This window comes from Streptomyces sp. NBC_00080, from assembly GCF_045041255.1.
Lineage (GTDB): Bacteria > Actinomycetota > Actinomycetes > Streptomycetales > Streptomycetaceae > Streptomyces > Streptomyces coriariae.
Genome location: NZ_CP108235.1, coordinates 7,167,442 through 7,193,655, shown reverse-complemented (window position 1 = coordinate 7,193,655; position 26,214 = coordinate 7,167,442). Strand labels below are relative to the sequence as shown.

Here is a 26,214-nt window from a genome sequence, read left to right as displayed (position 1 = left end):
CGCCCCTCAGCCGAAGAAGTTCCGTACATGCTCCAGACCGTCGACCAGAGCATCGATCTCGGCCGGCGTGGAGTACAGATAGAACGACGCTCGCGTGGTCGCGGGAATTCCGTAGCGCAGGCAGACGGGCCGGGCGCAGTGGTGACCCACCCGGACCGCGATGCCCTGCTCGTCCAGCACCTGGCCCACGTCGTGCGGGTGGATGTCGCCGAGCGTGAAGGAGATCGCCGCGCCGCGGTCCTCGGCCGTCGCCGGGCCGATGATCCGCAGGTCGGGCACCTCGGTCAGGCGACGCACCGCGTACTCGGTGATCGCGTGCTCATGGGCGAGGATCTTGTCCATGCCGATCGCGGACAGGTAGTCGACGGCCGCGCCCAGACCGACCGCCTGCGCGATCGGCGGGGTGCCCGCCTCGAACTTGTGGGGCGCCGGGGCGTAGGTCGACGAGTGCATCGACACCGTCTCGATCATCTCGCCGCCGCCGAGGAACGGGGGGAGGTCCTCGAGCAGCTCCTGGCGACCCCAGAGGACGCCGATGCCGGTCGGGCCGCACATCTTGTGGCCGGTGAAGGCCACGAAGTCGGCCTGGAGGGCCTGCACGTCCATCGGCATGTGCGGCGCGGCCTGCGAGGCGTCGATCAGGACCAGGGCCCCGACCTCCTGCGCACGGCGCACTATCGCCTCGACCGGGTTCACGGTGCCGAGGATGTTCGACACCAGCACGAAGGAGACGATCTTCGTCTTCTCGGTGATGATCTCGTCGATGTTGGAGAGGTCGAGCCGGCCGTCGTCGGTCAGGCCGAACCACTTCAGTTTCGCGCCGGTGCGCTGCGACAGCAGCTGCCACGGGACGATGTTGGAGTGGTGCTCCATCTCGGTGATGACGATCTCGGTCTCGTGGTCCACGCGGTAGGGCTCGTCGGCCCAGCCCAGCATGTTCGCCACGAGGTTGAGCGACTCGGAGGCGTTCTTGGTGAAGATCACCTCGTCGCGGCTCGGCGCGTTGATGAACGCGGCGACCTTGTCGCGCGCGCCCTCGTACAGCGCCGTGGCCTCCTCGGCGAGCACATGCACACCGCGGTGGACGTTGGCGTTGTAGCGCTCGTAGTACTCGTTGAGGGCGTCCAGCACCTGGCGCGGCTTCTGCGAGGTCGCCGCGTTGTCCAGGTACACGAGCTTCCTGCCGTCGTGGACCTGCCGGTCCAGGATGGGGAAGTCCTTGCGGATCGCCTCGGTGTCGAGGAGGCCCGGCAGCTGCGTCACGCGGATACGCCACCCTTCGTGTATGCCTCGTAGCCCTCGTTCTCCAGCTTGTCGGCGAGCTCGGCGCCGCCGGACTCGACGATGCGGCCGGCCGAGAAGACGTGGACGAAGTCGGGCTTGATGTAGCGCAGGATGCGCGTGTAGTGCGTGATCAGCAGGGTGCCGACCTCACCGGTCTCGCGGACCCGGTTGACGCCCTCGGAGACGATGCGAAGGGCGTCGACGTCCAGACCGGAGTCCGTCTCGTCGAGGATCGCGACCTTCGGCCGGAGCAGCTCCAGCTGGAGGATCTCGTGGCGCTTCTTCTCGCCGCCGGAGAAGCCCTCGTTGACGTTGCGCTCGGCGAAGGAGGTGTCCATGTGGAGACGCTCCATGGCCTCCTTGACCTCCTTCACCCAGGTGCGCAGCTTGGGGGCCTCGCCGCGGATGGCGGTGGCGGAGGTGCGCAGGAAGTTCGACACGGAGACGCCGGGGACCTCGACCGGGTACTGCATGGCGAGGAACAGGCCCGCGCGGGCGCGCTCGTCGACGGACATCTCCAGGACGTCCTCGCCGTCGAGCAGCACGGTGCCGCCGGTGATCGTGTACTTCGGGTGGCCCGCGAGCGAGTAGGCGAGGGTCGACTTGCCGGAGCCGTTCGGGCCCATGATGGCGTGCGTCTCGCCCTGCTTCACGGTGAGGTCGACGCCCTTGAGGATCTCCTTCGTGGCGTTGTCGGCCTCGACGGTGACGTGCAGGTCTCGGATTTCAAGCGTTGCCATGGGTGCCTCAGGACTCCTGGGTGAGGGAGACGAGCACGTCGTCCCCTTCGATCTTTACGGGGTATACGGGGACGGGGCGCGTCGCGGGAAGGCCGGACGGCTTGCCGGTGCGGAGGTCGAAGCTGGAGCCGTGCAGCCAGCACTCGATCTGACAGTCCTCCACCTCGCCCTCGGAGAGCGAGACGTTCGCGTGGGAGCAGATGTCGTGGATGGCGAACACCTCCCCCTCGGTACGGACGACCGAGACCGGCGTGCCGTCGAGTTCCACCCGTCTCGGGGTGTCCTCTTCCAGCTCGCTCAGCCCGCAGGCGCGTACGTAGGCCATCAGACGGTGGCCTCCAGCTCGGTCTCGATCCTGGTGAGCAGGCGCTCCTCGATGTCGTCGACACCGATCTGCTGGACCAGCTCGGCGAAGAAGCCGCGGACCACCAGGCGACGGGCCTCGTCGGCCGGGATGCCGCGGGCCATCAGGTAGAAGAGCTGCTCGTCGTCGAAACGGCCGGTGGCGGAGGCGTGTCCGGCACCGACGATCTCACCGGTCTCGATCTCCAGGTTCGGCACCGAGTCGACCCGCGCGCCGTCCGTGAGGACCAGGTTGCGGTTCATCTCGTAGGTGTCCGTGCCCTCGGCCTTGGCCTCGATGAGCACGTCACCGATCCATACGGCGTGCGCGCCCTCGCCCTGGAGGGCGCCCTTGTAGACGACGTTGGACTTGCAGTGCGGGACGTTGTGGTCGACCAGGAGGCGGTGCTCCTGGTGCTGACCGGCGTCCGTGAAGTACAGACCGAACAGCTCGGCCTCGGCGCCGGGGCCGGCGTACGCCACGCGCGGGTGGAGACGGACCAGGTCGCCGCCGAAGGTCACCACGACCGACTTGAAGGTCGCGTCGCGGCCGACGAGGGCGTTGTGCTGGGCCACGTGCACGGCCTTGTCGTCCCAGTCCTGGACGGAGACGACGGTCAGCTTCGCGCCGTCCCCGAGGACGTAGTCGACGTTGGCGGCGAGCACGGCGTCACCGGTGTGGTCGATGACGACGACGGCCTCGGCGAAGGCACCCAGCTCGATGACCTGGTGACCGTAGGAGACCCCGCCCTCGCCGTGCACCGCGATGCGGATCGGCTCGGTGAGCACCGTCTCCTTGGGGACGGTGACCACGCCGGCCTTCTCGAACGCGGAGTACGCCTGGGCGGCGACCCGGTCCACCGGGGTGCCCGCCTTCCCCAGGCGCGGGTCGTCGCGGTCCACGAGCTCGACGGTGACGCCCTCGGGCGCCTCGACGGCGACCTTCACGCCCTCGCCGGTCGCGACGGCGGTGCCGTCGTGCAGCCCGCGAAGCCGCTCCAGCGGCGTGAACCGCCACTCCTCCTCGCGACCGTGCGGGACCGGGAAGTCCTTCACGTCGAAGGAGGCGGGCGCGCTCATGCGCGTGGCGACGGTCGATTCGGCGGCCACCGCGATCTGGCCCGCGGTGGTGGAGCCCACGGGTGGGGGTCCCCCCGGTCGAGTGGATTCGAGATTGGGGGCGTTCTGAGCCTCAGCCATGGCTGTCGGTCTGCTCTCTTCCTACGTCAGAAAATTGCTGCTGCTGTCGGGGGCGGGTCTTAACCGACCGCGCCTTCCATCTGCAGCTCGATCAGCCGGTTGAGCTCGAGGGCGTACTCCATGGGCAGCTCCTTCGCGATGGGCTCGACGAAGCCGCGCACGATCATCGCCATCGCCTCGAACTCGGTCATGCCCCGGCTCATCAGGTAGAAGAGCTGGTCGTCGCTGACCTTGGAGACGGTGGCCTCGTGGCCCATGGACACGTCGTCCTCACGGACGTCCACGTAGGGGTACGTGTCGGAGCGGGAGATGGTGTCGACGAGCAGCGCGTCGCACAGCACGTTGGACTTGGAGCCGTGGGCTCCCTCGCCGATCTCGACGAGACCGCGGTAGGACGTCCGGCCGCCACCGCGCGCCACGGACTTCGACACGATGTTGGACGAGGTGTTCGGCGCCATGTGGACCATCTTGGAGCCGGCGTCCTGGTGCTGGCCCTCGCCCGCGAAGGCGATGGAGAGGGTCTCGCCCTTGGCGTGCTCGCCCATCAGGTAGACGGCCGGGTACTTCATCGTCACCTTGGAGCCGATGTTGCCGTCGATCCACTCCATGGTCGCGCCCTCGTATGCCACGGCGCGCTTGGTGACCAGGTTGTAGACGTTGTTCGACCAGTTCTGGATGGTCGTGTAACGGCAGCGGGCGTTCTTCTTGACGATGATCTCGACCACGGCGCTGTGCAGCGAGTCCGACTTGTAGATCGGGGCCGTACAACCCTCGACGTAGTGCACGTAGGCGCCCTCGTCGACGATGATCAGGGTCCGCTCGAACTGGCCCATGTTCTCCGTGTTGATACGGAAGTAGGCCTGGAGCGGGATCTCCACGTGCACGCCCTTCGGCACGTAGATGAAGGATCCGCCGGACCACACCGCGGTGTTCAGCGACGCGAACTTGTTGTCGCCGACCGGGATGACGGTGCCGAAGTACTCCTTGAAGAGCTCCGGGTGCTCCTTCAGCGCGGTGTCGGTGTCGAGGAAGATGACGCCCTGCTCCTCCAGGTCCTCACGGATCTGGTGGTAGACGACCTCGGACTCGTACTGGGCCGCGACACCGGCGACGAGGCGCTGCTTCTCCGCCTCGGGGATGCCGAGCTTGTCGTACGTGTTCTTGATGTCCTCGGGCAGGTCCTCCCAGGACTCCGCCTGCTTCTCCGTGGAGCGCACGAAGTACTTGATGTTGTCGAAGTCGATGCCCGAGAGGTCCGAGCCCCAGTTGGGCATGGGCTTCTTGCCGAAGAGCCGCAGGCCCTTGAGGCGCAGCTTCGTCATCCACTCCGGCTCGGACTTCTTGGCCGAGATGTCCCGGACGACGTCCTCGTTGATGCCGCGCTTCGCAGAGGCGCCGGCCGTGTCGGAGTCGGCCCAGCCGTATTCGTACTTACCCAGGCCCTCGAGTTCGGGGTGGGCAGTCTCCGTGGGGAGCGTCATGCGGGGTTCCTCCCGGCCGTGCTTGCAGATGCGTTGTGGGTGGCTGTGGAAACTTTGGGGATGAACGTCGTGCAGACGCCGTCGCCGTGGGCGATGGTCGCCAGTCGCTGGACGTGCGTCCCGAGCAGCTGGGAGAAGATCTCGGTCTCCGCCTCGCAGAGCTGCGGGAACTTCTCGGCGACATGGGCGACGGGGCAGTGGTGCTGGCACAGCTGCTCGCCGACCGGTGCGCTGCGCGCCGTAGCAGCGTACCCGTCCGCGCTCAGGGCCTTGGCCAGGGCTTCGGTGCGCTCCTCCGGAGCGGCCGCCTCGATCGCCGCGCGGTACCCGGCGGCCTGTTCGGCGATCCGCGCGCGGGCGAAGGCGGCGACGGCCTCGTCCCCGCCGAAGCGCTCCTGGATCCAGCTCAGGGCGTCCGCGGCGAGCTTGTCGTAGGACTGGTCGAAGGCGTCCCGGCCGCAGTCGGTGAGGGCGAAGGCCTTGGCGGGCCGCCCGCGCGTCCGTGCTCCGTACACCCGCTGCTCGCGGGCTGCCACGATGTCGTCGGCGACCAGCGCGTCGAGGTGGCGTCGTACGGCGGCCTGGGTGAGGCCCAGCCGGCCGGCCAGCTCGGCGACGGTCGACGGCCCGTGGTCCAGGATGGACCGAGCGACCCGGTTGCGCGTCGAGCGCTCACCGGTCGCGATCTCCTCCTGCGGGGTCCCCGTGGGGGTCTCCCGAGCCTCGCCGACGTATTTCACAACGCCATTGTTGCGTAATTCCTCAGACACAGGCAAGCCGTGTCCGGATCGGCGGGCGGTGCCCTGCGTCACTTAGGTAAACCTAATCTGACCTGCGGAAACGATCTTTGATCGATCAGAAGGGGACGGTGACGCGATAAAACCACTGGTCTCCGCAGCCCCCTTCCTGGACACTGCCGGACCATGCCCACACCCCCTCCCACCGGCCCACTTGTCACCCGCGACAGCCTCGCCGCGGAGCTTCGCGCGCTGGGTGTCGAACCCGGAGAAATCCTGCTCGTGCACTCCTCGCTCAGTTCGCTCGGCTGGGTCTGCGGAGGCGCCGTCGCGGTGGTACGAGGACTGCTCGACGCAATCGGCCCGGACGGCACTCTGGTGGTCCCCACCCAGTCCGGCGACCTCTCCGACCCGGCCCTGTGGAGCAATCCGCCGGTCCCTGCGCAGTGGTGGGAGCGGATCCGGACGACCATGCCCGCCTACGACCCCCTCATCACTCCCGCACTGGGCGTGGGCGTGATCCCGGAGACGGTCCGCACCTGGCCCGGCGCCCTGCGCAGCGCCCACCCGCAGACCTCGTTCGCGGCGCTCGGGGCGCGGGCCGCGGAGCTGGTCGAGGGGCACGCCCCCGACTGCCGGCTCGGCGAGCACAGCCCGCTGGCCCGACTGGAGAAGGCGGGGGCGCGGGTCCTGCTGCTCGGCGCCGGCTACGCCACCTGCACCAGCTTCCACCTGGCCGAGTACCGGATCCCGGCCCCGCTCGTCGCGGTGGGCCGGCCGGGACCCGGCGGGACGTGGGAGGTCGTGACCGAGGTGTCGATCGACTCCGACCGCTTCGACGAGCTGGGCCATGACTTCGAACGCGACCGTGACGTCGTGCGGGGCACCGTCGGGGCGGCCGACGTACGGCTGTTTCCGGTCGCGGACGCGGTGGCCTACGCGCAGCGGTGGCTGCCGCTGCACCGCTCCCGCGAGGAGGAACTCTGATGCGGCCCGCCCGCCGCCGGGGCCCCCGCCACCGCCGCGTCCGGCCGGTTCCCGCACCCCCCGGTCCGAGCCCCCACCCGCGAACCTAGACTCTTGAGCCATGCGAAGTGAGCCTGTCGTCCGGGTCGAGGCCCTGGTGAAGCGGTACGGGACGAAGTCCGCGGTGAACGGCCTCGACCTGACGGCCGGGGCGGGCGTCACCGCCGTCCTCGGACCCAACGGCGCCGGCAAGACGACCACCGTCGAGACCTGTGAGGGGTACCGCAGGCCGGACGCCGGTACGGTGCGCGTCCTCGGCCTCGATCCGCAGAGACAGGCCGCCGACCTGCGCCCCCGGATAGGCGTGATGCTCCAGTCGGGAGGCGTGTACTCCGGCGCCCGGGCCGACGAGATGCTCCGGCACGTGGCCGGGCTGCACGCCCACCCCCTGGACGTCGACGCCCTCGTCGAGCGCCTCGGCCTCGGCTCCTGCGGCCGGACGACGTACCGCCGCCTCTCCGGCGGCCAGCAGCAGCGGCTCGCGCTGGCGATGGCCGTCGTCGGCCGCCCGGAGCTGGTGTTCCTGGACGAGCCGACGGCCGGCCTCGACCCGCAGGCCCGCCGCGCCACCTGGGAACTCGTACGGGACCTGCGAGCGGACGGCGTCTCCGTCATCCTGACCACGCACCACATGGACGAGGCGGAGCAGCTCGCCGACGACGTCGCGATCATCGACGCGGGCCGGGTCATCGCCCAGGGCTCCCCCGAGGAGCTGTGCCGCGGCGGCGCCGAGAACACCCTGCGCTTCACCGGCCGCCCCGGCCTCGACGTGACCTCCCTGCTCAAGGCCCTGCCCGCCGACAGCTCGGCCGCCGAGCTGACCCCCGGCTCCTACCGGGTGACGGGCAAGGTCGACCCGCAGTTGCTGGCGACGGTCACCTCGTGGTGCGCGCAGCACGGGGTGATGCCGGACCGGATCTCGGTCGAACGGCACACCCTGGAGGACGTCTTCCTCGAACTGACCGGCAAGGAGCTGCGCTGATGACCGCCACGGGTACCTACACCCCCCGGCCCGGCGCGGCTCCGCTGCCCCGCATGATCGCGGCCCAGGCGGTGCTGGAGACGAAGATGCTCCTGCGCAACGGCGAGCAGCTGCTGCTCACCGTCGTGATCCCCACCCTGCTACTGGTGCTGTTCAGCAGCGTGGACATCATCGACACCGGCGCGGGCGAGGCGGTGGACTTCCTCACGCCCGGCATCCTCGCGCTCGCCGTGGTGTCGACGGCCTTCACCGGCCAGGCCATCGCGACCGGCTTCGAACGCCGCTACGGGGTGCTGAAGCGGCTCGCCGCCTCTCCCCTGCCCCGCTGGGGCCTGATGGCGGCGAAGACGCTGTCGGTGCTGGTCACGGAGATCCTCCAGGTGATCCTCCTGACGGCGATCGCCTTCGCCCTCGGCTGGGACCCGCACGGCAACCCGGCGGCCGTCCTGCTGCTCCTGATCCTGGGCACGGCCGCCTTCTCGGGCCTCGGCCTGCTGATGGCGGGCACCCTGAAGGCGGAGGCGACGCTGGCCGCGGCCAACCTGGTCTTCCTGCTGCTGCTGGTGGGCGGCGGGGTGATCGTCCCGCTCGACAAGTTCCCGACCGGCGCCCAGGACGTACTCGGTCTGCTGCCCGTCTCGGCCCTCTCGGACGGGCTGCGGGACGTGCTCCAGCACGGCACGGGCATGCCCTGGGGCGACCTGGGGATCCTGACGGTGTGGGCGGTCGTGGGACTCGCGGCGGCCGGCCGGTTCTTCCGCTGGGAGTAGTGGCGTGCCGCCGGCCCGGGGGACCCTCGTGAACGCGTGCACAAGCGGGCGCCTACGATGGGGCGCGTGCCAAACGTGACCCGTGCCGACGCCGTAGCCGCCGTGCGCAACCCGCTCGCCTTCATCGCCGAACGCTGGACCCCCACCCGCCGGACCGTTCAGCGGGCGGCGTTGTACCCGCTCGTGATGTCGGTGGTCATCGTGGTCACCGGCGGTGCCGTCCGGCTCACGGGCTCCGGCCTGGGCTGCCCGACCTGGCCGAAGTGCACCGACGACTCGCTCACCGCGACCGGCGCCATGGGCTTCCACGGCGCCATCGAGTTCGGCAACCGCATGCTGACGTACGTGCTGTGCGCGGCCGTCGGCTGGGCGATCATCGCCGCGCGGTCCGAGAAGCCGTACCGGCGGAGCCTGACCCGGCTGGGCTGGGCGCAGTTCTGGCTGGTGATGAGCAATGCCGTGCTCGGCGGGATCGTGGTGCTCGTCGGCCTCAACCCGTACACGGTCGCGGCGCACTTCCTGGCCGCCACGGCGCTGCTCGCGGTCGCCGCGGTGATGTGGCAGCGCGCCCGGGAGGGCGACGGGGAGCCCCGTCCGCTGGTCGGCAGGCCCGTGCAGCAGCTGGTGTGGTTCCTGGTCGTCGCCTCGACGCTGCTGATCGGCGTCGGCACGGTGGTGACCGGCGCGGGCCCGCACGCCGGTGACTCCAGCGAGGTCGAGCGGATGCCGCTGGACTGGGAGACGGTCGCCAAGCTGCACGCCGTGCTCGCCTGGATCGTGGTGACGCTGACCTTCGCCCTGTGGTTCATCCTCAAGGCGGTGGACGCGCCGAAGAACCCGCTGGACCGCACCCGGGACCTGTTCCTGGTGCTGCTCGGGCAGGGTCTCATCGGCTACGTCCAGTACTTCACGGACCTTCCCGAAGCCCTGGTCGGGCTGCACATGTTCGGCTCCTGCCTGGTGTGGATCGCGGTGCTGCGCGTGCTGCTGGCGCTGCGCGAGCGCCCCTGGACGACGATCGACCTGCCGGGCCCGGCGGCCGAGGCGACGGTCGGCACGCGCGCGTGAGCCATCCGAGGCTCACGCGTACGAGGTGACCAGCCCGTCGATCGCCGGCGCCAGGTAGTCCCGGGTCAGCTCGGCGCGGCGGGCGGGCCACCCCGCGTCGGCCTGCCCGTCCCCCTCGGCGTAGCGGCGGCGCGCGATGTCCGCCACGACCTCCGAGGGCGCCCCCAGCGCGAGCAGCTCGTCGAGGGCCTCGCGCTTGGAGATCAGCCGGCCGTCCCGCACGGTCACCGTCGCCCGCGCGAAGGTCAGCAGGCCCAGATCGACCCAGACGTTCTCACGCCACAGGTGGGCCTTGTCGACGGCGGGCCGCCAGAAGTCCCGCTGGTCGCGGACGACGAACGCCCCGAGTGCGCGATCCGGCACGGGCGGCACAAGCGCGCCGGGCGGCTTGCCGTGCAGCACCCGGCCGAAGTCGTGCAGTTCGCGCCGGGTCACCGGGGTGACCGTCCGCCGGAACAGTTGGCCGTGCGCCCAGGTGAGGTGCCGCCGCTCCGGGTCGGTGATCCGGCCGGGCGTGAGATAGGTGCAGTGCAGCAGCGGGGCGAGCGGCTCGTTCCGCAGGCGGGCGTGCAGCCGGGCAAGGTGCCACACCGCGCGCGGGGCTGCGGGCCCCGCCAGGACCGCGATGAGGTCCAGGTCGCTGCGGCCCTCCTGGTAGTCGCCCCCGGCGAGCGAACCGTGGGCCCACACGGCGACGGGGTCCAGGGCCTGGAGGCCGGCGAGAAAACGGTCCAGTAATGCGTCCGTGCGGCTGGTCATGCGCCCAGTCTGTCCACCTCAGCCGAGCCCGTACACCCGGCGCGCGTTGCCCGCCGCGATCAGTCCCGCCACCCGTTGCGCGTCCGCCTGCGACCAGGCGCCCTCCGCGACCCAGCTGCCGAGCACCCGCGCCAGTGCCTCGCGGAACAGCCGCGCCCCGACCACGTGCAGCTCGGGCAGCCCCCCGGCCCCGCTGGAGAAGAGGATCTTGCCGAAGGGGGCCAGCTCGAGGATCTCCGCGAGGATCGTCGCGGCGCGCGCGCCGGTGCGTACGAGCGCTGCGCCGGAGTCGGCGTACACGTGCGGGAAGACGCCGGCGAGGTGGGCGGCGTGCCGGTGGTAGGGGTAGCCGTGCAGCAGGACGAGGTCGGTGCCGAGGCCGGCCGTGGCCCGTACGAAGTCCGTCAGCAGGACCGGATCCGTGCGGTCGACGCGCGCCCCCGGCTCGCCGAGTCCCGCGTGCAGTTGGAGGGGCAGCCCCGAGGCGACGGCGATCCACAGCAGATGACGCAGCAGCACCGGGTCGCTCAGCTCACCGCCGACCCTGCGGCCCGCCAGCCAGCGGCCCGCCGCGCCCCGCACCTCGCCGGGCCCGGGCGGCTCGGGCGCCAGGGCGAGGCCGTGCCGGACCCCCGCGACGGACGTGAAGGCCACGGCGTTCGCGGCGGCCCCGTGCACCGACTCGGCGAGGTTGGCGAGGAAGGACTCGACGGTGCCGGAGGTGTCGGCGACCTGTTCGGCGAGAGGTTCCAGGCGCACGATCTCGCGCGCCTCGGCGGCACCGGCCGAGGCGAGCTCGCCCGGTCCGGTGAGGTCTCCGGGCAGGCCCGTGTCGACCAGGTACGTCGTGATGCCGCTGCCGCGCAGCAGCCGGCGGCCCGCTTCCAGTACGCCGAGTTCACGACGCCGGGCGAGATAACGGGCGGGGGGCGCGTGCGGTTCCAGACCGAGGAGCGGGGGGCACCAGCGGCGTACCGCGAACCCCGTCTGGGTGTCGAACAGCGTCGTGCCCGGGGCCGGCGGACCCTCGGTGCGGGCCAACTGGGCCTCGAAGGTACCGAGACCCAGCTCCGTTCTCAGGACGCCGTGGCAGTACTGGTCCACCAAGGACGGCGTTTCGATCATCCGGACTCCCGGGGGACGGCCCACGTAGTTCCTACGGGTCCTAACGGGTGACCGGGGTGTCAGGTTGTTGCTGCTCAGCCGTTCTTCGGTCCGCCGACCTGGATCCCGGCCATCCGCGTCCACTCGTACGGCCCCGTCTTCACCTTCGCCGCGAACTCGCCGTCGAAGGTCTCGTGCACGGTGATGCCGGCCTTTCCGACGGCCAGCTCGGCGACGGCGACCGAGGGGGCCACCAGGTCGCCCCAGCCGCCGTCGTCGCCGACCAGGACGATACGGGCGCCGCGCTCGCCGATGTACGCGATCTGGCCCTCGGCCCCGCCGTGCTGCTTGGCGAAGGAACTGATCTGCTTGGCGAGCCGGGCCGCCTTGCGCTCGGCCTTCGCGGCCTGCTTGGCGTCGGCGGTCTCGTCAACCTGCTTGGTGTCTGCCATGGCCAGGATGCTACCGACGGGTAGATCGAGCGGCGACGGCCGGGGTGCGTGGTGTTGACCACGCACCCCGGCCGTTCGGCGATGCGGACTCGGAGGTGTCAGCGCAGGAAGGGGTCCACCGCGACCGCCACGAACAGCAGCGACACATAGGTGATGGACCAGTGGAACAGCCGCATCTCCTTCAGCTTCCCGCCCGTCGCCTCCGCCTTCGCGCGGTTCTGGAGCGCGTGCGCCTCCCACAGCCACCAGCCGCCGGCCACCAGCGCGACCGAGGTGTAGAACCACCCGGTGTAGCCCAGCGGGGTCAGCAGCAGCGAGACGGCGACCATCACCCAGCTGTAGAGGACGATCTGCCTGGCGACGGTCTTGTTGGAGGCGACGACCGGCAGCATCGGCACGCCCACGCGCGCGTAGTCGTCCCTGACCTTCATGGACAGCGGCCAGTAGTGCGGCGGCGTCCAGAAGAACATGACGAGGAAGAGCACGACCGGCGCCCAGGAAACCGAGTTCGTCACGGCCGACCAGCCGATCAGCACAGGCATGCAGCCGGCGATGCCGCCCCACACGATGTTCTGCGAGGTACGGCGCTTGAGGATCATCGTGTAGACGACGACGTAGAAGAGGAGTGCGCCGAGGGCGAGCCAGGCCGACAGCCAGTTGACGGTCAGCCCGAACAGGAGTGTGGAGACCACCGCGAGGGTGATGCCGAAGGCGAGGCATTCACGCGGGCTGACCATTCCGGTGACCAGCGGGCGCTGCGAGGTCCGGTCCATCAGCGCGTCGATGTCGCGGTCGATGTACATGTTCAGCGCGTTGGCGCCGCCCGCGGACAGGTAACCACCGAGGCAGGTCAGGACCACCAGACCGAGGTCCGGAACGCCCTGCTGCGCCAGGAACATCACCGGAACGGTGGTGATCAGCAGCAGCTCGATGATCCGCGGCTTGGTCAGCGCCACGAACGCCTTGACCCGGGCCCCGAACGGCCGCCGGCTCGGGCTCTGGCTCGTCCCGATAAGCCCCGCTGGACGGGATTCAACGGCCGTCACGCACACCCCTGACAGAGACTCCCAGCAAGCCTCCCCGTGTGAATGCGGGGTAAAGGCTCGCGCGTACCACGCCACTGTAGACGTTGCCCAGACCCCGACATTCGCGGGGGTGGGGTCGTGTTGGACGGCACCTGCGGAAGAGCCGGAGGGCACTCTGTTGAGCACTCGTACGAGCGGCTCCGTATTCACTTGCCGAACAGGGAACACACCGGTCGGCAGGCGGATCACCAAGTCTCCCGGCAGTCTGGAATGACTCGAAAAAATGCACGTTCTCACGGGGGTAGGCTCGACAACGGCCGGTGGGCGCCGCGTGCACCGGCATTCGACATGCGTGACATGTGGAGAGGAGCCCTGACCCAGGGTGAGCACCAAGCCGACCACCACAGACCTCGAGTGGACCGAGTTGGACCAGCGGGCCGTGGACACCGCCCGCGTCCTGGCCGCCGACGCCGTACAGAAGGTCGGCAACGGCCATCCCGGTACGGCGATGAGCCTGGCGCCTGCCGCGTACACCCTCTTCCAGAAGGTGATGCGGCACGACCCGGCGGACGCCGACTGGGTCGGCCGCGACCGCTTCGTGCTGTCCGCGGGCCACTCGTCCCTGACGCTCTACACCCAGCTGTACCTGGCCGGCTTCGGCCTGGAGCTGGACGACCTGAAGGCGTTCCGTACCTGGGGTTCGAAGACCCCGGGTCACCCGGAGTACGGCCACACCACGGGCGTCGAGACGACGACCGGCCCGCTGGGCCAGGGCGTGGCGAACGCCGTGGGCATGGCGATGGCCGCCCGCTACGAGCGCGGTCTGTTCGACCCGGAGACCCCGGCCGGCGAGTCGCCGTTCGACCACTTCGTCTACGCGATCGCCGGTGACGGCTGCCTCCAGGAGGGCATCTCCGCCGAGGCGTCCTCCATGGCCGGGCACCAGAAGCTCGGCAACCTGGTCCTGTTGTGGGACGACAACCACATCTCGATCGAGGGCGACACGGAGACGGCCGTCTCCGAAGACACGGTTCTGCGCTACGAGGCGTACGGCTGGCACGTGCAGCGCGTCGCCCCCAAGCCGGACGGCGACCTGGACCCGCACGCCCTCTACGACGCGATCGAGGCCGCGAAGCAGGTGACGGACAAGCCGTCCTTCATCGCGATGCGCTCGATCATCGCCTGGCCCGCGCCGAACGCGCAGAACACCGAGGCCGCCCACGGCTCGGCGCTCGGCGACGACGAGGTCGCGGCCACCAAGCGCGTCCTCGGCTTCGACCCGGAGAAGTCCTTCGAGGTCGCGGACGAGGTCATCGCCCACACCCGGGGCGCCCTCGAGCGCGGCCAGGCGGCCCGCGCCGTGTGGGAGAAGTCCTTCCAGCAGTGGCGGGACAACAACCCCGACCGCGCCGCCGAGTTCGAGCGCGTCGCCGCGGGCGAGCTGCCCACCGGCTGGGAGGAGAAGCTCCCGGTCTTCGAGTCCGGCAAGGGCGTCGCCACCCGCGCCGCGTCCGGCAAGGTGCTCCAGGCGCTCGGCGCGGTCATCCCCGAGCTGTGGGGCGGCTCCGCCGACCTCGCGGGTTCCAACAACACGACGATCGACAAGACGTCGTCGTTCCTCCCGGCGGACAACCCGCTGCCGGAGGCGGACCCGTACGGCCGCACCGTCCACTTCGGCATCCGCGAGCACTCGATGGCCGCGGAGATGAACGGCATCGCGCTGCACGGCAACACCCGTATCTACGGCGGCACGTTCCTCGTGTTCTCCGACTACATGCGCAACGCCGTGCGGCTGTCCGCCCTGATGCACGTGCCGGTGACGTACGTGTGGACGCACGACTCCATCGGCCTCGGCGAGGACGGCCCCACCCACCAGCCGGTCGAGCACCTGGCCTCGCTGCGCGCCATCCCGGGCCTGAACGTCGTCCGCCCGGCCGACGCCAACGAGACGGCGATCGCCTGGCGCGAGATCCTCAAGCGCTGGACGAAGGTGTTCGGCAAGGGCGCCCCGCACGGTCTGGTCCTCACCCGACAGGGCGTGCCGACCTACGAGCCCGACGAGAACGCGGCCAAGGGCGGGTATGTCCTGTTCGAGGCCTCCACCGGGACGCCGGAGGTGCTCCTCATCGCGACCGGCTCCGAGGTGCACGTCGCCGTCGAGGCACGCGAGCGGCTGGAAGCCGAGGGTGTGCCCACCCGCGTGGTCTCGATGCCGTCCGTCGAGTGGTTCGAGGAGCAGGACCAGGGGTACCGGGACAGCGTTCTGCCCCCGTCCGTCAAGGCCCGCGTCTCGGTCGAGGCGGGTATCGGTCTCACCTGGCACAAGTACGTCGGGGACGCCGGCCGCATCGTTTCCCTGGAGCACTTCGGTGCTTCCGCCGATGGCAAGGTCCTCTTCCAGGAGTACGGCTTCACTGCCGAGAACGTGGCCGCCAAGGCCCGGGAATCCCTCGCCGCCGCCCAGCGCTGACGCTCACATACGACACGTAGGAGATGTAATTCCATGACAGACGCACTCAAGCGCCTCTCCGAAGAAGGCGTCGCGATCTGGCTGGACGACCTGTCGCGCAAGCGGATCACGTCCGGCAACCTGGCCGAACTGATCGACCAGCAGCACGTCGTGGGCGTCACCACCAACCCGTCGATCTTCCAGAAGGCGATCAGCAGCGGCGACGGTTACGAGCAGCAGCTCTCCGACCTCGCCGCCCGCAAGGTCACCGTCGAAGAGGCCATCCGCATGATCACGACGGCGGACGTCCGCGACGCCGCCGACATCCTGCGCCCGGTCTTCGACGCCACCGGCGGCCAGGACGGCCGGGTGTCGATCGAGGTCGACCCGCGCCTGGCGCACCACACCAAGCCGACGGTCGCCGAGGCCAAGCAGCTCGCCTGGCTGGTCGACCGCCCCAACACGCTCATCAAGATCCCGGCCACGATGGGCGGCCTGCCGGCGATCACCGAGGTCATCGGCCTCGGCATCAGCGTCAACGTCACGCTGATCTTCTCGCTGGAGCGCTACCGCCAGGTCATGGACGCCTACCTGGCCGGCCTGGAGCAGGCCAAGGAGCGCGGCCTGGACCTGTCGAAGATCCACTCCGTGGCGTCCTTCTTCGTGTCCCGCGTGGACACCGAGATCGACAAGCGGCTCGACGCGCTCGGCACCGACGAGGCCAAGGCCGCCCGCGGCAAGGCGGGCCTCGCCAACGCCCGGCTCGCCTACCAGGCGTACGAGGAGGTCTTCGCCGGCGAGCGCTGGGCCGCGCTGGAGAAGGCGGGCGCCAACAAGCAGCGTCCGCTGTGGGCCTCCACCGGTGTGAAGGACCCCGCCTACAAGGACACCCTGTACGTGGACGACCTGGTGGCGCCGAACACGGTGAACACCATGCCGGAGGCGACCCTGTTCGCCGCCGAGGACCACGGCGCGATCACCGGCAACACCGTCGCCGGCACCTACGAGCAGGCCCGCGCCGAGATCGACGCCCTCGAGAAGCTCGGCATCTCCTACGACGAGGTGGTCCAGCTCCTCGAGGACGAGGGCGTGGACAAGTTCGAGGCGTCCTGGAACGACCTGCTCAAGTCGACCGAGGCGGAGCTCCAGCGCCTCGCCCCCTCGGAGGGCTGAACTCTGTCGAGCAGCAATCCGCTGCGTGACCCCGCCGACCGACGGCTCCCGCGTATCGCGGGGCCGTCGGGCCTGGTCATCTTCGGCGTCACGGGCGATTTGTCCCGGAAGAAGCTCATGCCCGCCGTGTACGACCTCGCCAACCGGGGTCTGCTGCCGCCGGGCTTCTCGCTGGTCGGCTTCGCCCGCCGCGAGTGGGAGCACGAGGACTTCGCGCAGGAGGTCCACGACGCCGTCAAGGAGCACGCCCGTACGCCCTTCCGCGAGGAGGTCTGGCAGCAGCTCGTCCAGGGCATGCGCTTCGTGCAGGGCACCTTCGACGACGACGACGCCTTCGAGCGGCTGCGCGGCACGATCGAGGAACTCGACAAGGCGCAGGGCACGGGCGGCAACTTCGCCTTCTACCTGTCCGTGCCGCCGCGGTCCTTCCCGGTCGTCATCCAGCAGTTGAAGAAGCACGGGCTGGCCGACCAGACGAGCGGCTCCTGGCGGCGCGCGGTCATCGAGAAGCCCTTCGGTCACGACCTCGCCTCGGCCGAGGAGCTCAACAAGGTCGTCCACGAGGTCTTCGGCTCGGACCAGGTCTTCCGCATCGACCACTACCTGGGCAAGGAGACCGTCCAGAACATCCTGGCGCTGCGCTTCGCCAACACCATGTTCGAGCCGATCTGGAACCGGTCCTTCGTGGACCACGTCCAGATCACGATGGCCGAGGACATCGGCATCGGCGGCCGGGCCGGCTACTACGACGGCATCGGCGCCGCCCGTGACGTCATCCAGAACCACCTGCTCCAGCTGATGGCCCTCACGGCCATGGAGGAGCCGTCCTCCTTCGACGCGGACGCGCTGGCCGCCGAGAAGACCAAGGTGCTCGGCGCCGTGCGACTGCCGAAGGACCTGGGCCGCGCCACCGTGCGCGCCCAGTACACGGCCGGGTGGCAGGGCGGCGAGAAGGCCGTCGGCTACCTCGAAGAGGACGGCATCGACCCCAAGTCGAAGACCGACACCTACGCGGCCGTCAAGCTGGAGGTCGACAACCGCCGCTGGGCGGGCGTCCCCTTCTATCTGCGCACCGGCAAGCGCCTCGGCCGCCGGGTCACCGAGATCGCGGTCGTCTTCCAGCGGGCCCCGCACTCCCCCTTCGACTCCACGGCCACGGAGGAGCTCGGCGCGAACGCGATCGTCATCCGCGTCCAGCCCGACGAGGGCATCACGGTCCGCTTCGGCTCGAAGGTGCCCGGCACCTCGATGGAGATCCGGGACGTTTCGATGGACTTCGCCTACGGCGAGTCCTTCACGGAGTCCTCGCCCGAGGCGTACGAGCGCCTCATCCTCGACGTGCTGCTGGGCGACTCGAACCTCTTCCCCCGCACGGAAGAGGTGGAGCTGTCCTGGAAGATCCTCGACCCGATCGAGCACTTCTGGGACAAGCACGGCAAGCCCGCGCAGTACCCGGCGGGCACGTGGGGGCCCGTCGAGGCCGACGAGATGCTCGAGCGAGACGGACGGAGCTGGCGCCGGCCATGAAGACAGACCTCACGGACACCACTGCCAGCAAGATCAACAAGGCGTTGGTGCAGGGCAGGCGCGCGATAGGCACCCCCGCCGTCGGCATGGTGCTCACCCTCGTCGTCGTCACGGACGAGGAGAACGCCTACGACGCCCTGAAGGCCGCCAACGACGCGTCGCACGAGCACCCCTCGCGCACGCTCGTGGTCATCAAGCGCGTCTCGCGGTCCCCCCGGGGCCGCACCCAGTCCCGCCTCGACGCCGAGGTGCGGCTGGGAGCGGACGCGGGCAGCGGCGAGACGGTGATCCTCCGCCTGTACGGCGAGGTCTCCGACCACGCCCAGTCCGTCGTCCTGCCGCTGCTGCTGCCGGACGCGCCGGTGGTGGTCTGGTGGTCGGTGGACGCCCCGCGCGACCCGGCGGGCGACCCGCTGGGCGCCCTGGGCCAGCGCCGGGTCACCGACAGCTACGCGGCCGAGAAGCCCATCAACGAGCTGCGGGCCCGTGCCGAGAGCTACGAGCCGGGCGACACCGATCTGGCGTGGGCCAGGATCACCCCGTGGCGCTCGATGCTGGCCGCCGCCCTCGACCAGGTCAGCTGTGAGATCGTCTCCGCCGAAGTGGCGGGCGAGGAGGCCAACCCGAGCGTCGAGCTGCTCGCCATGTGGCTCGCCGACCGGCTCCATGTGCACGTCCGCCGCGCGATCTCGGCCGGTCCGGGTCTGACCCAGGTCCGGATGGAGACGACCGGCGGTCCGATCACACTGCACCGGTCGGACGGCGCGATGGCCACGCTGGCGCTGCCGGGCCAGCCGGACCGCGCGGTGGCGCTCAAGCGCCGCGAGACGTCCGAGTTGCTCGCGGAGGAGCTGCGCAGGCTCGACCCCGACGACACGTACGCCTCCGCCCTGCGGTTCGGCGTGGACCGGCTGGGCGGGATCCAGTCGGCCGCGGAGCGGGAGGCGGAGCGGGCCGAGGCCGCAGGCCAGCCCACACCGTCCCTCCCGGTCCGCGCGGTGTCGGACCCGGCGGCCGCGGGCCGTGACACCGCGTCGACTCCGCCGTCCGCCGCCCCGGCGGGCCACGGCGACGCCGAGCGGCCGACTCCGGCGCAGATGCCCCCGGTCAGGAAAGCGGATCCGCAGTGAGCACTCCCCAGCTGGTCGTGCACCACGACAAGGAACTGATGGCGCAGGCCGCGGCGGCCCGTCTCATCACGAAGATCGTGGACGCCCAGGCCTCCCGGGGCCAGGCGTCCGTGGTCCTCACGGGCGGCCGCAACGGCAACGGCCTGCTGGCCGCGCTGGCCGCCGCGCCCGCCCGCGACGCCGTCGACTGGGCCCGGCTGGACCTGTGGTGGGGCGACGAGCGCTTCGTGCCCGAGGGCGACCCGGAGCGCAATGTCACGCAGGCCCGTGAGGCCCTGCTGGACTCCGTCCCGGTGGACCCGAAGCGCGTGCACGCCATGCCCGCGTCCGACGGTCCGTACGGCGCCGACGTGGAAGCGGCCGCGGCCGCCTACGCGGAGGAGCTGGCCCGCGCGGCCGGCCCCGAGAACCATGGCAACGTGCCCGCCTTCGACGTCCTGATGCTGGGCGTCGGCCCGGACACCCATGTGGCCTCGCTCTTCCCGGAGCTGCCGGCCGTGCGGGAGACCGAGCGCACGGTGGTGGGTGTGCGCGGCGCGCCCAAGCCCCCGCCGACCCGGGTCACCCTCACCCTCCCGGCGATCCGGGCGGCCCGTGAGGTGTGGCTGCTCGCGGCCGGCGAGGACAAGGCGCAGGCCGCGGCGATCGCCCTGTCCGGCGCGGGCGAGATCCAGGCCCCCGCGGCGGGCGCCCGGGGCCGCTCCCGCACCCTGTGGCTGCTGGACACGGCGGCGGCGTCCCGGCTCCCGAGGTCGCTGTACCCTCCGGCGTCCGCCTGACACGGTCACCGCTGCACAGAACCCGTACGGTCAACCGCCGTACGGGTTCTGCCCGTTGTGGGCCCGATAGGACCCGTGCGGGTTGCCCTGGGGATACGGCTGGTACGGCTGGTACGGCTGCCCCGGGTGCGGTGCGTACGGCTGCCCGTACGGGTTTCCCTGCGGCTGCCCGTACGGGTTTCCCTGCGGGTGTCCGTACGGGTTTCCCTGCGGGTGTCCGTACGGGTTTCCCTGCGGCGGGGCCTGGGGCGGCGCCCCGGCGGGTGTCGGCGGCAGGGTGGCCGGGTGGGCCGCCAGCCGGATGCCGTACCGCCGCTTGAGGCGGCGCATCTCCAGCAGCGCGAGCCCGGTGACCGTCACCGGTGCGCCCAGGATGAAGACGATGCCCATGGTGAGGCTGAGGCCGTGCAGGTCACCGGTGATCAGATCGGGGACGGCCATCAGCCAGGTCGTCACCGTGGCGAGCAGCGGCGGCAGACAGCGGTGCACGGCGGCGGAACCGAAGAAGTTCCCGGAGAGCCGGACGGCGCCGGCCATCACGAAGAAGGCCATCCAGAGGCCCAGGAGGGTGAGCAGCATCCTCGGCACCAGCCCGAACATCTCGCTCGACCGGAAGATCCCCACGGTCGTCATGACACAGCCGATGAAGAGCAGCAGCAGCTTGAGCGAGTCGAGGAGCGGTCTCTTCAGCTGTCCGACGGTGCCGGTGCGGCGCCAGACGAAGAGCATCACGCCGACCGTCACCGGGGTGAGGAAGAACAGCACGGCGGAGGCGATCGCCGTGTTCTCCAACATCTCCTCGAAGGCGAAGCCGCCCTCGACGAAGGTGTAGACGCCGACGGCCGCCACCGCCCCGGCGATGACCCTGCCGCGCTTGAGCCGTTCCACCGTCGGATCGAGCGCCTGGGGTATCCACGCCGGGTGGAACACCGCCCACGCCGCCTTGTGGGGCTTCAGGAACGAGCGGCCGGACAGCGAGCCGTCGGTCCAACTCCTGCGTGCACCGGTCACGTTGCTCTCCCCCGAGAGATCGCCACTCATGATCGCCCGGGAGTCTACGGGAAGCGGACGACCGACCGCCGCCCGCTTCCCGTTTCCCCCGTCCGGTGACCGCTACCGGCCGCGCAGCTCCCGGTACTTGGCGACCAGGGCCTTGGTGGACGCGTCCAGGCCGGGGACCTCGGCGCCCTCGGTGAGGGCGGGCTCGACGCGCTTGGCGAGCACCTTGCCGAGCTCCACGCCCCACTGGTCGAAGGAGTCGATGTTCCACACCGCGCCCTGCACGAACACCTTGTGCTCGTAGAGCGCGACGAGCTGGCCGAGGACCGAGGGGGTCAGCTCACGGGCGAGGATCGTGGTCGTGGGGTGGTCGCCCTTGAACGTCTTGTGGGCCACCAGCTCCTCCGGGACGCCCTCGGCGCGCACCTCCTCCGGCGTCTTGCCGAAGGCCAGCGCCTGGGTCTGGGCGAAGAAGTTGGCCATCAGCAGGTCGTGCTGCGCCTTGAGTTCGTCGCTCAGCTCGGCGGCCGGCTCGGCGAAGCCGATGAAGTCGGCGGGGATGAGCTTGGTGCCCTGGTGGATGAGCTGGTAGTAGGCGTGCTGTCCGTTGGTGCCCGGCGTGCCCCAGACGACGGGGCCGGTCTGCCAGTCGACCGGCCGGCCGTCCCGGTCTGTGGACTTTCCGTTGGACTCCATGTCCAGCTGCTGGAGGTAGGCGGCGAACTTGGACAGATAGTGACTGTAGGGCAGCACGGCATGCGACTGCGCGTCGTGGAAGTTGCCGTACCAGATGCCCAACAGGCCCAGCAGCAGCGGCACGTTGGACTCGGCGGGCGCGGTCCTGAAGTGCTCGTCGACGAGGTGGAAGCCGTCGAGCATCTCGCGGAAGCGGTCCAGGCCGATGGCGATCATCAGGGACAGGCCGATCGCCGAGTCGAAGGAGTAGCGACCGCCGACCCAGTCCCAGAACTCGAACATGTTGGCCGTGTCGATGCCGAAGTCCGCGACCTTTTCGGCGTTCGTCGACAGCGCGACGAAGTGCCGGGCGACGGCCCGGTCGTCGCCGTCCAGTCCCTTGAGCAGCCAACTGCGGGCCGAGGTCGCGTTGGTGATCGTCTCGATCGTGGTGAAGGTCTTCGACGCGATGATGAACAGCGTCTCAGCCGGGTCCAGGTCGCGGGTGGCCTCGTGCAGGTCGGCGCCGTCCACGTTGGACACGAAACGGACGGTGAGATCACGGTCGGTGTAGCCGCGCAGCATCTCGTAGGCCATCGCCGGGCCCAGGTCGGAGCCGCCGATGCCGATGTTCACCACGTTGCGGATGCGCCGGCCGGTGTGGCCGGTCCAGGCGCCGGAGCGGACGCGGTCGGCGAAGCCGGCCATCTTGTCGAGCACGGCGTGCACCGCCGGGACGACGTTCTCCCCGTCGACCTCGATCACCGCGTCGCGCGGGGCGCGCAGGGCGGTGTGCAGGACGGCACGGTCCTCGGTGGTGTTGATCTTCTCGCCGCGGAACAGGGCGTCCCTCAGGCCGAAGACGTCGGTGGCGACGGCCAGTTCACGCAGGAGCCGCAGCGTCTCGTCGGTGACGAGGTGCTTGGAGTAGTCGATGTGCAGGTCACCGACCCGTAGCGTGTATCCCGCGCCGCGCTCGGGGTCGGCGGCGAACAGCTCCCGCAGCCGCACCTCGTCGAGTTCCTCGCGGTGTTTGGCCAGAGCGGTCCACTCGGGCGTCTGGTTGAGCCTCGTACGGCCGTCTGCGTTCATGTCGGACTTCAGCCCTCTTTCCTCATCTGTCCGTGCTGCGCACGCCTTGCCCCGCCGGTTCCAACCTAGTTGATCAGCGCGTCGGGTGAGCGGACGGGCCACGGTCGTACGGGACAACAACAGGTACGTCCGCCCGGCCCACGGGTATCAACGCGGCGACGGCGAGTGCGCGGCACGAGCGGGGCCCGCGTCGCCGTATCGGCGCGCACGAGCAGGCCGGCCGGCAGTGCGCCGGCCGGCTGGGTGACCGGTCATCAGGCAGGCGTGGACCCCGCCGAGGGCCTCGATGTCCACCAGGGCACGCCGCAGGGGCGCGTGAAGGGAACCACTGTCGTCAGACGGCCCGCGGGTGAACATGCACGCGTGAAACACGTCCGGCCAGGCACCCTCGGGCACCCGGCCGGTCTCGATTCGTCAGATCTCGCCCCGCAGTTTGGCGAGCGCCTCGGCGAGGATCGCCTCGCCGTCCGCGTCGCTGCGCCGCTCCCGCACATAGGCGAGGTGCGTCTTGTAGGGCTCGGTTCGCGGCGGGTCCGGGGGGTTGTCCCGGTCCTGCCCGGCGGGAAAGCCGCAGCGCGGGCAGTCCCAGGTGTCGGGAACCTGCGCGTCGCTGGCGAAGCTGGGCACCGTTTCGTGTCCGTTGGAGCACCAGAAGGAGATGCGCAGACGCGGCGCGGACTCGCCCCGCTCGGCCTCGCCCATCGGCCCCGCCCCGACCCGGCTTCCTCGGATCGCGTTGCCACTTGCCACGGTCGTAACTCCCTGCGTGATGGTGCCGCAAAGCGAGTCGGCGTTTCGCTTCGCTGCGAGCGCCTCAGTCTACGTAAGGCCCAACGCGCGTCCAGTGATTGGAGTTACAGCTTCCACACCTAGACGCAAGCCCCATGATAGGCCGCGCTCAGCTGCGCGTACCGAACATGGGGCCTTACGTACCGGAATGTGCGTGACTGTGCGAAGCTGATCAGCTGTTCGTCTTCATGACGATGCCGAGAACGATGATGCAGGCGAACCACAGCAGACCGATCACGACGGTGATGCGGTCGAGGTTGCGCTCGGCGACCGAGGAGCCGCCGACGGAGGACTGCATGCCGCCACCGAACATGTCGGAGAGGCCGCCGCCCTTCCCCTTGTGCATCAGCACCAGCAGCATCAGCAGCAGGCTGAAGACGATCAGGGCGATCGAGAACCCCAAAACCACGGCTGGACCAACTTCCTCGGATTCGGATAACGACTCGGACGAACGACGGGGGCATAGCGACAACCGCTATGCCCCCGCAAGGGTACGACGGATCGCCGCTACCGCATACACACAGCTCGGATCACTGGTCGCGGAAGCGCACGATCTTGACGAACTCGTCGGTGTCCAGCGAGGCACCGCCGACCAGCGCGCCGTCGATGTCGGCCTGCGCCATGATCTCGGCGACGTTGCCGGACTTCACGGAGCCGCCGTACTGGATGCGGACCTTGTCGGCCAGCTCCTGGGTGTAGAGCTCGGCGATCTTGCCACGGATGGCGGCGCAGACCTCCTGCGCGTCCTCGGCACCGCAGACCTTGCCGGTGCCGATGGCCCAGACGGGCTCGTAGGCGATCACGATGGTCTCGGCCTGCTCGGCCGGGAGGTCCTTCAGACCGCCCTCGACCTGGGTGAGGGTGTGGGAGACGTGGTTGCCCGCCTCGCGGACGTCCAGCTCCTCGCCGACACACAGGATCGGGGTCAGGCCGTGCCTGTAGGCGGCCTTGACCTTGGCGTTCACGAGCTCGTCGGTCTCGTTGTGGTACTGGCGGCGCTCGGAGTGGCCGATCGCCACGAACGTGCACTTCAGCTTGGCGAGCATCGAGCCGGAGATCTCGCCGGTGTAGGCACCGGAGTCATGCGCCGAGATGTCCTGGGCGCCGTACTTGATCTTCAGCTTGTCGCCGTCGACCAGGGTCTGCACGGAGCGCAGGTCGGTGAAGGGCGGCAGGACGGCGACCTCGACGGCCTCGTAGTCCTTGTCGGCCAGGGCGAAAGCGAGCTTCTGGACGTGGGCGATGGCCTCGAGGTGGTTGAGGTTCATCTTCCAGTTGCCCGCCATCAGCGGCGTGCGAGTGGTCATGCGGGGTCAGCCCTCCAGTGCGGCGAGGCCGGGGAGCGTCTTGCCCTCGAGGTATTCGAGGGAGGCGCCACCGCCGGTCGAGATGTGGCCGAATGCGTTCTCGTCGAACCCCAGGAGGCGGACGGCCGCGGCGGAGTCGCCGCCGCCGACGACCGTGAAGGCCGGGGAGTCGATGAGGGCCTGGGCGACCGCCTTGGTGCCCTCGGCGTAGTCGGGGTGCTCGAAGACGCCCATGGGGCCGTTCCAGAAGACGGTGCCGGCGTCGGCGAGCTTCGAGGCGTACAGGACACCGGTCTCGGGACCGATGTCGAGGCCCATCAGGTCGGCGGGGATCGCGTCCGCGGCGACGGTGACGGGGTCGGACGGGGCCTTGGTCCTCAGGTCCGGGAACCGGGCCGCGGCCACGACGTCGACGGGCACGACCAGCTCGACGCCGTTCTTCTCGGCGCGCTCGACGTACTCGTTGACGACGGGCAGCTGATCGTCCTGGACGAGGGAGGCACCGATCTCGTACCCCTTCGCCTTGAGGAAGGTGAAGGCCATGCCGCCGCCGATGAGGATGCGGTCGGCCTTGCCGAGCAGCTGGTCGATGACGGCGAGCTTGTCGGAGACCTTGGAGCCGCCGAGGGCGACGACGTAGGGCCGCTTGACGTCCTCGGTGAGCTGCTTCAGGACGCCGACCTCGGTGGCGATCAGGAAGCCGGCCGCGTGCGGCAGCCGGGCCGGGAGGTCGTAGACGGAGGCGTGCTTGCGGTGCACCGCCCCGAACCCGTCGCCGACGTAGAGGTCGGCGAGTTCGGCGAGCCGGTCGGCGAAGGCGCCGCGCTCGGCGTCGTCCTTGCTGGTCTCGCCCGCGTTGAAGCGCAGGTTCTCGATGACGGCGACCTGGCCGTCGGTGAGGCCCGCGACGGTGGACCGCGCCGACTCGCCGACCGTGTCGGTCGCGAAGGCCACGGCCGTGCCGAGGAGTTCGCCCAGCCGGGCGGCGGCGGGGGCGAGGGAGAAGGCCGGGTCCGGCGCACCCTTGGGGCGGCCCAGGTGCGAGGCGACGACCACCTTGGCGCCCGCGTCCGCGAGGGCCTTGACGGTGGGCAGGACGGCACGGATGCGGCCGTCGTCGGTGATGGTGCCGCCGTCGAGCGGCACGTTGAGGTCGGCGCGGACGAAGACCCGCTTGCCTGCGACGCCTTCGGCGAGAAGTTCGTCGATCGTCTTCATTACGGGGGCTCCTGAGGAGGGCTCGTGGTACTCGTGATCACTCGTGGTCGCCGGGGACCGTGAGGAAGGCTGATCCGTACGTGCGTCAGGGCTCGGGCGGCGCGTC

The 26,214-nt window shown here is 70.2% G+C and carries 25 protein-coding genes; 9 read left to right on the top strand and 16 right to left on the bottom strand.

Annotated elements, in window-relative coordinates:
* Positions 1-6: 6 nt before the first annotated feature.
* Genes OHU34_RS32015 through OHU34_RS31990 form a run of 6 tightly spaced genes read right to left on the bottom strand, consistent with a single transcriptional unit; the run spans position 7 to position 5,787 of the window.
* Entirely contained in the window at positions 7-1,263 is a 1,257-nt protein-coding gene (locus OHU34_RS32015) for a cysteine desulfurase (protein ID WP_142269742.1), read from the bottom strand.
* Positions 1,260-2,024, bottom strand: a complete 765-nt coding sequence (sufC, locus tag OHU34_RS32010; RefSeq protein ID WP_020130533.1) for a Fe-S cluster assembly ATPase SufC — start codon at positions 2,022-2,024, stop codon at positions 1,260-1,262. Before sufC ends, OHU34_RS32015 begins: the two co-directional genes overlap by 4 nt.
* 7 nt (positions 2,025-2,031) lie before the next feature.
* Positions 2,032-2,349, bottom strand: a complete 318-nt coding sequence (locus OHU34_RS32005; RefSeq protein WP_142269743.1) for a non-heme iron oxygenase ferredoxin subunit — start codon at positions 2,347-2,349, stop codon at positions 2,032-2,034.
* The gene (gene sufD, locus OHU34_RS32000) at positions 2,349-3,566 is read right to left on the bottom strand and encodes a Fe-S cluster assembly protein SufD (RefSeq protein ID WP_230196248.1); all 1,218 of its coding nucleotides are present in this window, start codon (positions 3,564-3,566) and stop codon (positions 2,349-2,351) included. The genes OHU34_RS32005 and sufD overlap by 1 nt, the downstream gene beginning before the upstream one ends.
* Positions 3,567-3,625: 59 nt before the next feature.
* Positions 3,626-5,047 (bottom strand): Fe-S cluster assembly protein SufB, encoded by a 1,422-nt coding sequence (sufB, locus tag OHU34_RS31995; RefSeq protein ID WP_020130536.1) that lies wholly within the window; start codon positions 5,045-5,047, stop codon positions 3,626-3,628.
* The gene (locus OHU34_RS31990) at positions 5,044-5,787 is read right to left on the bottom strand and encodes a metalloregulator ArsR/SmtB family transcription factor (RefSeq protein ID WP_142269745.1); all 744 of its coding nucleotides are present in this window, start codon (positions 5,785-5,787) and stop codon (positions 5,044-5,046) included. Before OHU34_RS31990 ends, sufB begins: the two co-directional genes overlap by 4 nt.
* A gap of 183 nt (positions 5,788-5,970) precedes the next feature.
* On the opposite strand from OHU34_RS31990, the gene OHU34_RS31985 reads away from it, so the two are divergent.
* The 4 genes from OHU34_RS31985 (at position 5,971) to OHU34_RS31970 (ending at position 9,630) form a co-directional block, all read left to right on the top strand.
* The gene (locus OHU34_RS31985; RefSeq protein ID WP_020130538.1) at positions 5,971-6,771 is read left to right on the top strand and encodes an aminoglycoside N(3)-acetyltransferase; all 801 of its coding nucleotides are present in this window, start codon (positions 5,971-5,973) and stop codon (positions 6,769-6,771) included.
* A 100-nt stretch (positions 6,772-6,871) separates the two neighbouring features.
* Positions 6,872-7,792 (top strand): ABC transporter ATP-binding protein, encoded by a 921-nt coding sequence (locus OHU34_RS31980; protein ID WP_020130539.1) that lies wholly within the window; start codon positions 6,872-6,874, stop codon positions 7,790-7,792.
* Positions 7,792-8,562, top strand: a complete 771-nt coding sequence (locus tag OHU34_RS31975) for an ABC transporter permease (RefSeq protein WP_230196247.1) — start codon at positions 7,792-7,794, stop codon at positions 8,560-8,562. Before OHU34_RS31980 ends, OHU34_RS31975 begins: the two co-directional genes overlap by 1 nt.
* Positions 8,563-8,619: 57 nt before the next feature.
* Positions 8,620-9,630 carry a heme A synthase gene (locus OHU34_RS31970; protein WP_142269747.1) on the top strand — a complete coding sequence of 337 codons (1,011 nt, stop codon included), beginning with the start codon at positions 8,620-8,622 and terminating at the stop codon, positions 9,628-9,630.
* 12 nt (positions 9,631-9,642) lie between these two features.
* Here OHU34_RS31970 and OHU34_RS31965 read toward each other — a convergent pair whose 3' ends face one another.
* The 4 genes from OHU34_RS31965 to OHU34_RS31950 form a co-directional block, all read right to left on the bottom strand.
* Entirely contained in the window at positions 9,643-10,389 is a 747-nt protein-coding gene (locus OHU34_RS31965; protein ID WP_142269748.1) for a nucleotidyltransferase domain-containing protein, read from the bottom strand.
* An 18-nt stretch (positions 10,390-10,407) separates the two neighbouring features.
* Positions 10,408-11,514 carry an amidohydrolase family protein gene (locus tag OHU34_RS31960; protein ID WP_142269749.1) on the bottom strand — a complete coding sequence of 369 codons (1,107 nt, stop codon included), beginning with the start codon at positions 11,512-11,514 and terminating at the stop codon, positions 10,408-10,410.
* Positions 11,515-11,588: 74 nt separating this feature from the next.
* Positions 11,589-11,945 (bottom strand): hypothetical protein, encoded by a 357-nt coding sequence (locus tag OHU34_RS31955; RefSeq protein ID WP_054239137.1) that lies wholly within the window; start codon positions 11,943-11,945, stop codon positions 11,589-11,591.
* 98 nt (positions 11,946-12,043) lie between these two features.
* Complete coding sequence (locus tag OHU34_RS31950) at positions 12,044-12,997, bottom strand: heme o synthase (protein ID WP_200840063.1); 954 nt, start codon at positions 12,995-12,997, stop codon at positions 12,044-12,046.
* A 355-nt stretch (positions 12,998-13,352) separates the two neighbouring features.
* Between OHU34_RS31950 and tkt the strand changes: the two genes are divergently transcribed.
* From tkt to pgl, 5 genes are read left to right on the top strand one after another with little or no spacing between them, the layout of a single operon-like run.
* Positions 13,353-15,440: a transketolase gene (gene tkt, locus OHU34_RS31945; protein WP_405769584.1), complete on the top strand. Its 2,088-nt coding sequence runs from the start codon at positions 13,353-13,355 to the stop codon at positions 15,438-15,440.
* 33 nt (positions 15,441-15,473) lie between these two features.
* The gene (gene tal, locus OHU34_RS31940; protein ID WP_142269752.1) at positions 15,474-16,592 is read left to right on the top strand and encodes a transaldolase; all 1,119 of its coding nucleotides are present in this window, start codon (positions 15,474-15,476) and stop codon (positions 16,590-16,592) included.
* Between the two features lie 3 nt (positions 16,593-16,595).
* Positions 16,596-18,119 carry a glucose-6-phosphate dehydrogenase gene (gene zwf, locus OHU34_RS31935; protein ID WP_142269753.1) on the top strand — a complete coding sequence of 508 codons (1,524 nt, stop codon included), beginning with the start codon at positions 16,596-16,598 and terminating at the stop codon, positions 18,117-18,119.
* The gene (gene opcA / locus OHU34_RS31930) at positions 18,116-19,249 is read left to right on the top strand and encodes a glucose-6-phosphate dehydrogenase assembly protein OpcA (protein WP_142269754.1); all 1,134 of its coding nucleotides are present in this window, start codon (positions 18,116-18,118) and stop codon (positions 19,247-19,249) included. The genes zwf and opcA overlap by 4 nt, the downstream gene beginning before the upstream one ends.
* Positions 19,246-20,028: a 6-phosphogluconolactonase gene (gene pgl / locus OHU34_RS31925; RefSeq protein WP_020131911.1), complete on the top strand. Its 783-nt coding sequence runs from the start codon at positions 19,246-19,248 to the stop codon at positions 20,026-20,028. The genes opcA and pgl overlap by 4 nt, the downstream gene beginning before the upstream one ends.
* A gap of 30 nt (positions 20,029-20,058) precedes the next feature.
* Here the strand turns inward: pgl and OHU34_RS31920 are convergent, their stop codons facing one another.
* The 6 genes from OHU34_RS31920 to OHU34_RS31895 form a co-directional block, all read right to left on the bottom strand.
* Entirely contained in the window at positions 20,059-21,039 is a 981-nt protein-coding gene (locus OHU34_RS31920; RefSeq protein ID WP_405769580.1) for a hypothetical protein, read from the bottom strand.
* 102 nt (positions 21,040-21,141) lie between these two features.
* Complete coding sequence (gene pgi / locus OHU34_RS31915; RefSeq protein ID WP_405769577.1) at positions 21,142-22,794, bottom strand: glucose-6-phosphate isomerase; 1,653 nt, start codon at positions 22,792-22,794, stop codon at positions 21,142-21,144.
* A 414-nt stretch (positions 22,795-23,208) separates the two neighbouring features.
* Positions 23,209-23,544 (bottom strand): RNA polymerase-binding protein RbpA, encoded by a 336-nt coding sequence (locus tag OHU34_RS31910; protein ID WP_078077905.1) that lies wholly within the window; start codon positions 23,542-23,544, stop codon positions 23,209-23,211.
* A 211-nt stretch (positions 23,545-23,755) separates the two neighbouring features.
* Positions 23,756-23,986 carry a preprotein translocase subunit SecG gene (secG, locus tag OHU34_RS31905; protein WP_020131907.1) on the bottom strand — a complete coding sequence of 77 codons (231 nt, stop codon included), beginning with the start codon at positions 23,984-23,986 and terminating at the stop codon, positions 23,756-23,758.
* A gap of 127 nt (positions 23,987-24,113) precedes the next feature.
* On the bottom strand, positions 24,114-24,890 hold the full coding sequence (tpiA, locus tag OHU34_RS31900; RefSeq protein WP_142269757.1) for a triose-phosphate isomerase: 777 nt from the start codon (positions 24,888-24,890) through the stop codon (positions 24,114-24,116).
* A gap of 6 nt (positions 24,891-24,896) precedes the next feature.
* Positions 24,897-26,108, bottom strand: a complete 1,212-nt coding sequence (locus tag OHU34_RS31895) for a phosphoglycerate kinase (protein ID WP_142269758.1) — start codon at positions 26,106-26,108, stop codon at positions 24,897-24,899.
* Positions 26,109-26,214 lie beyond the last annotated feature (106 nt).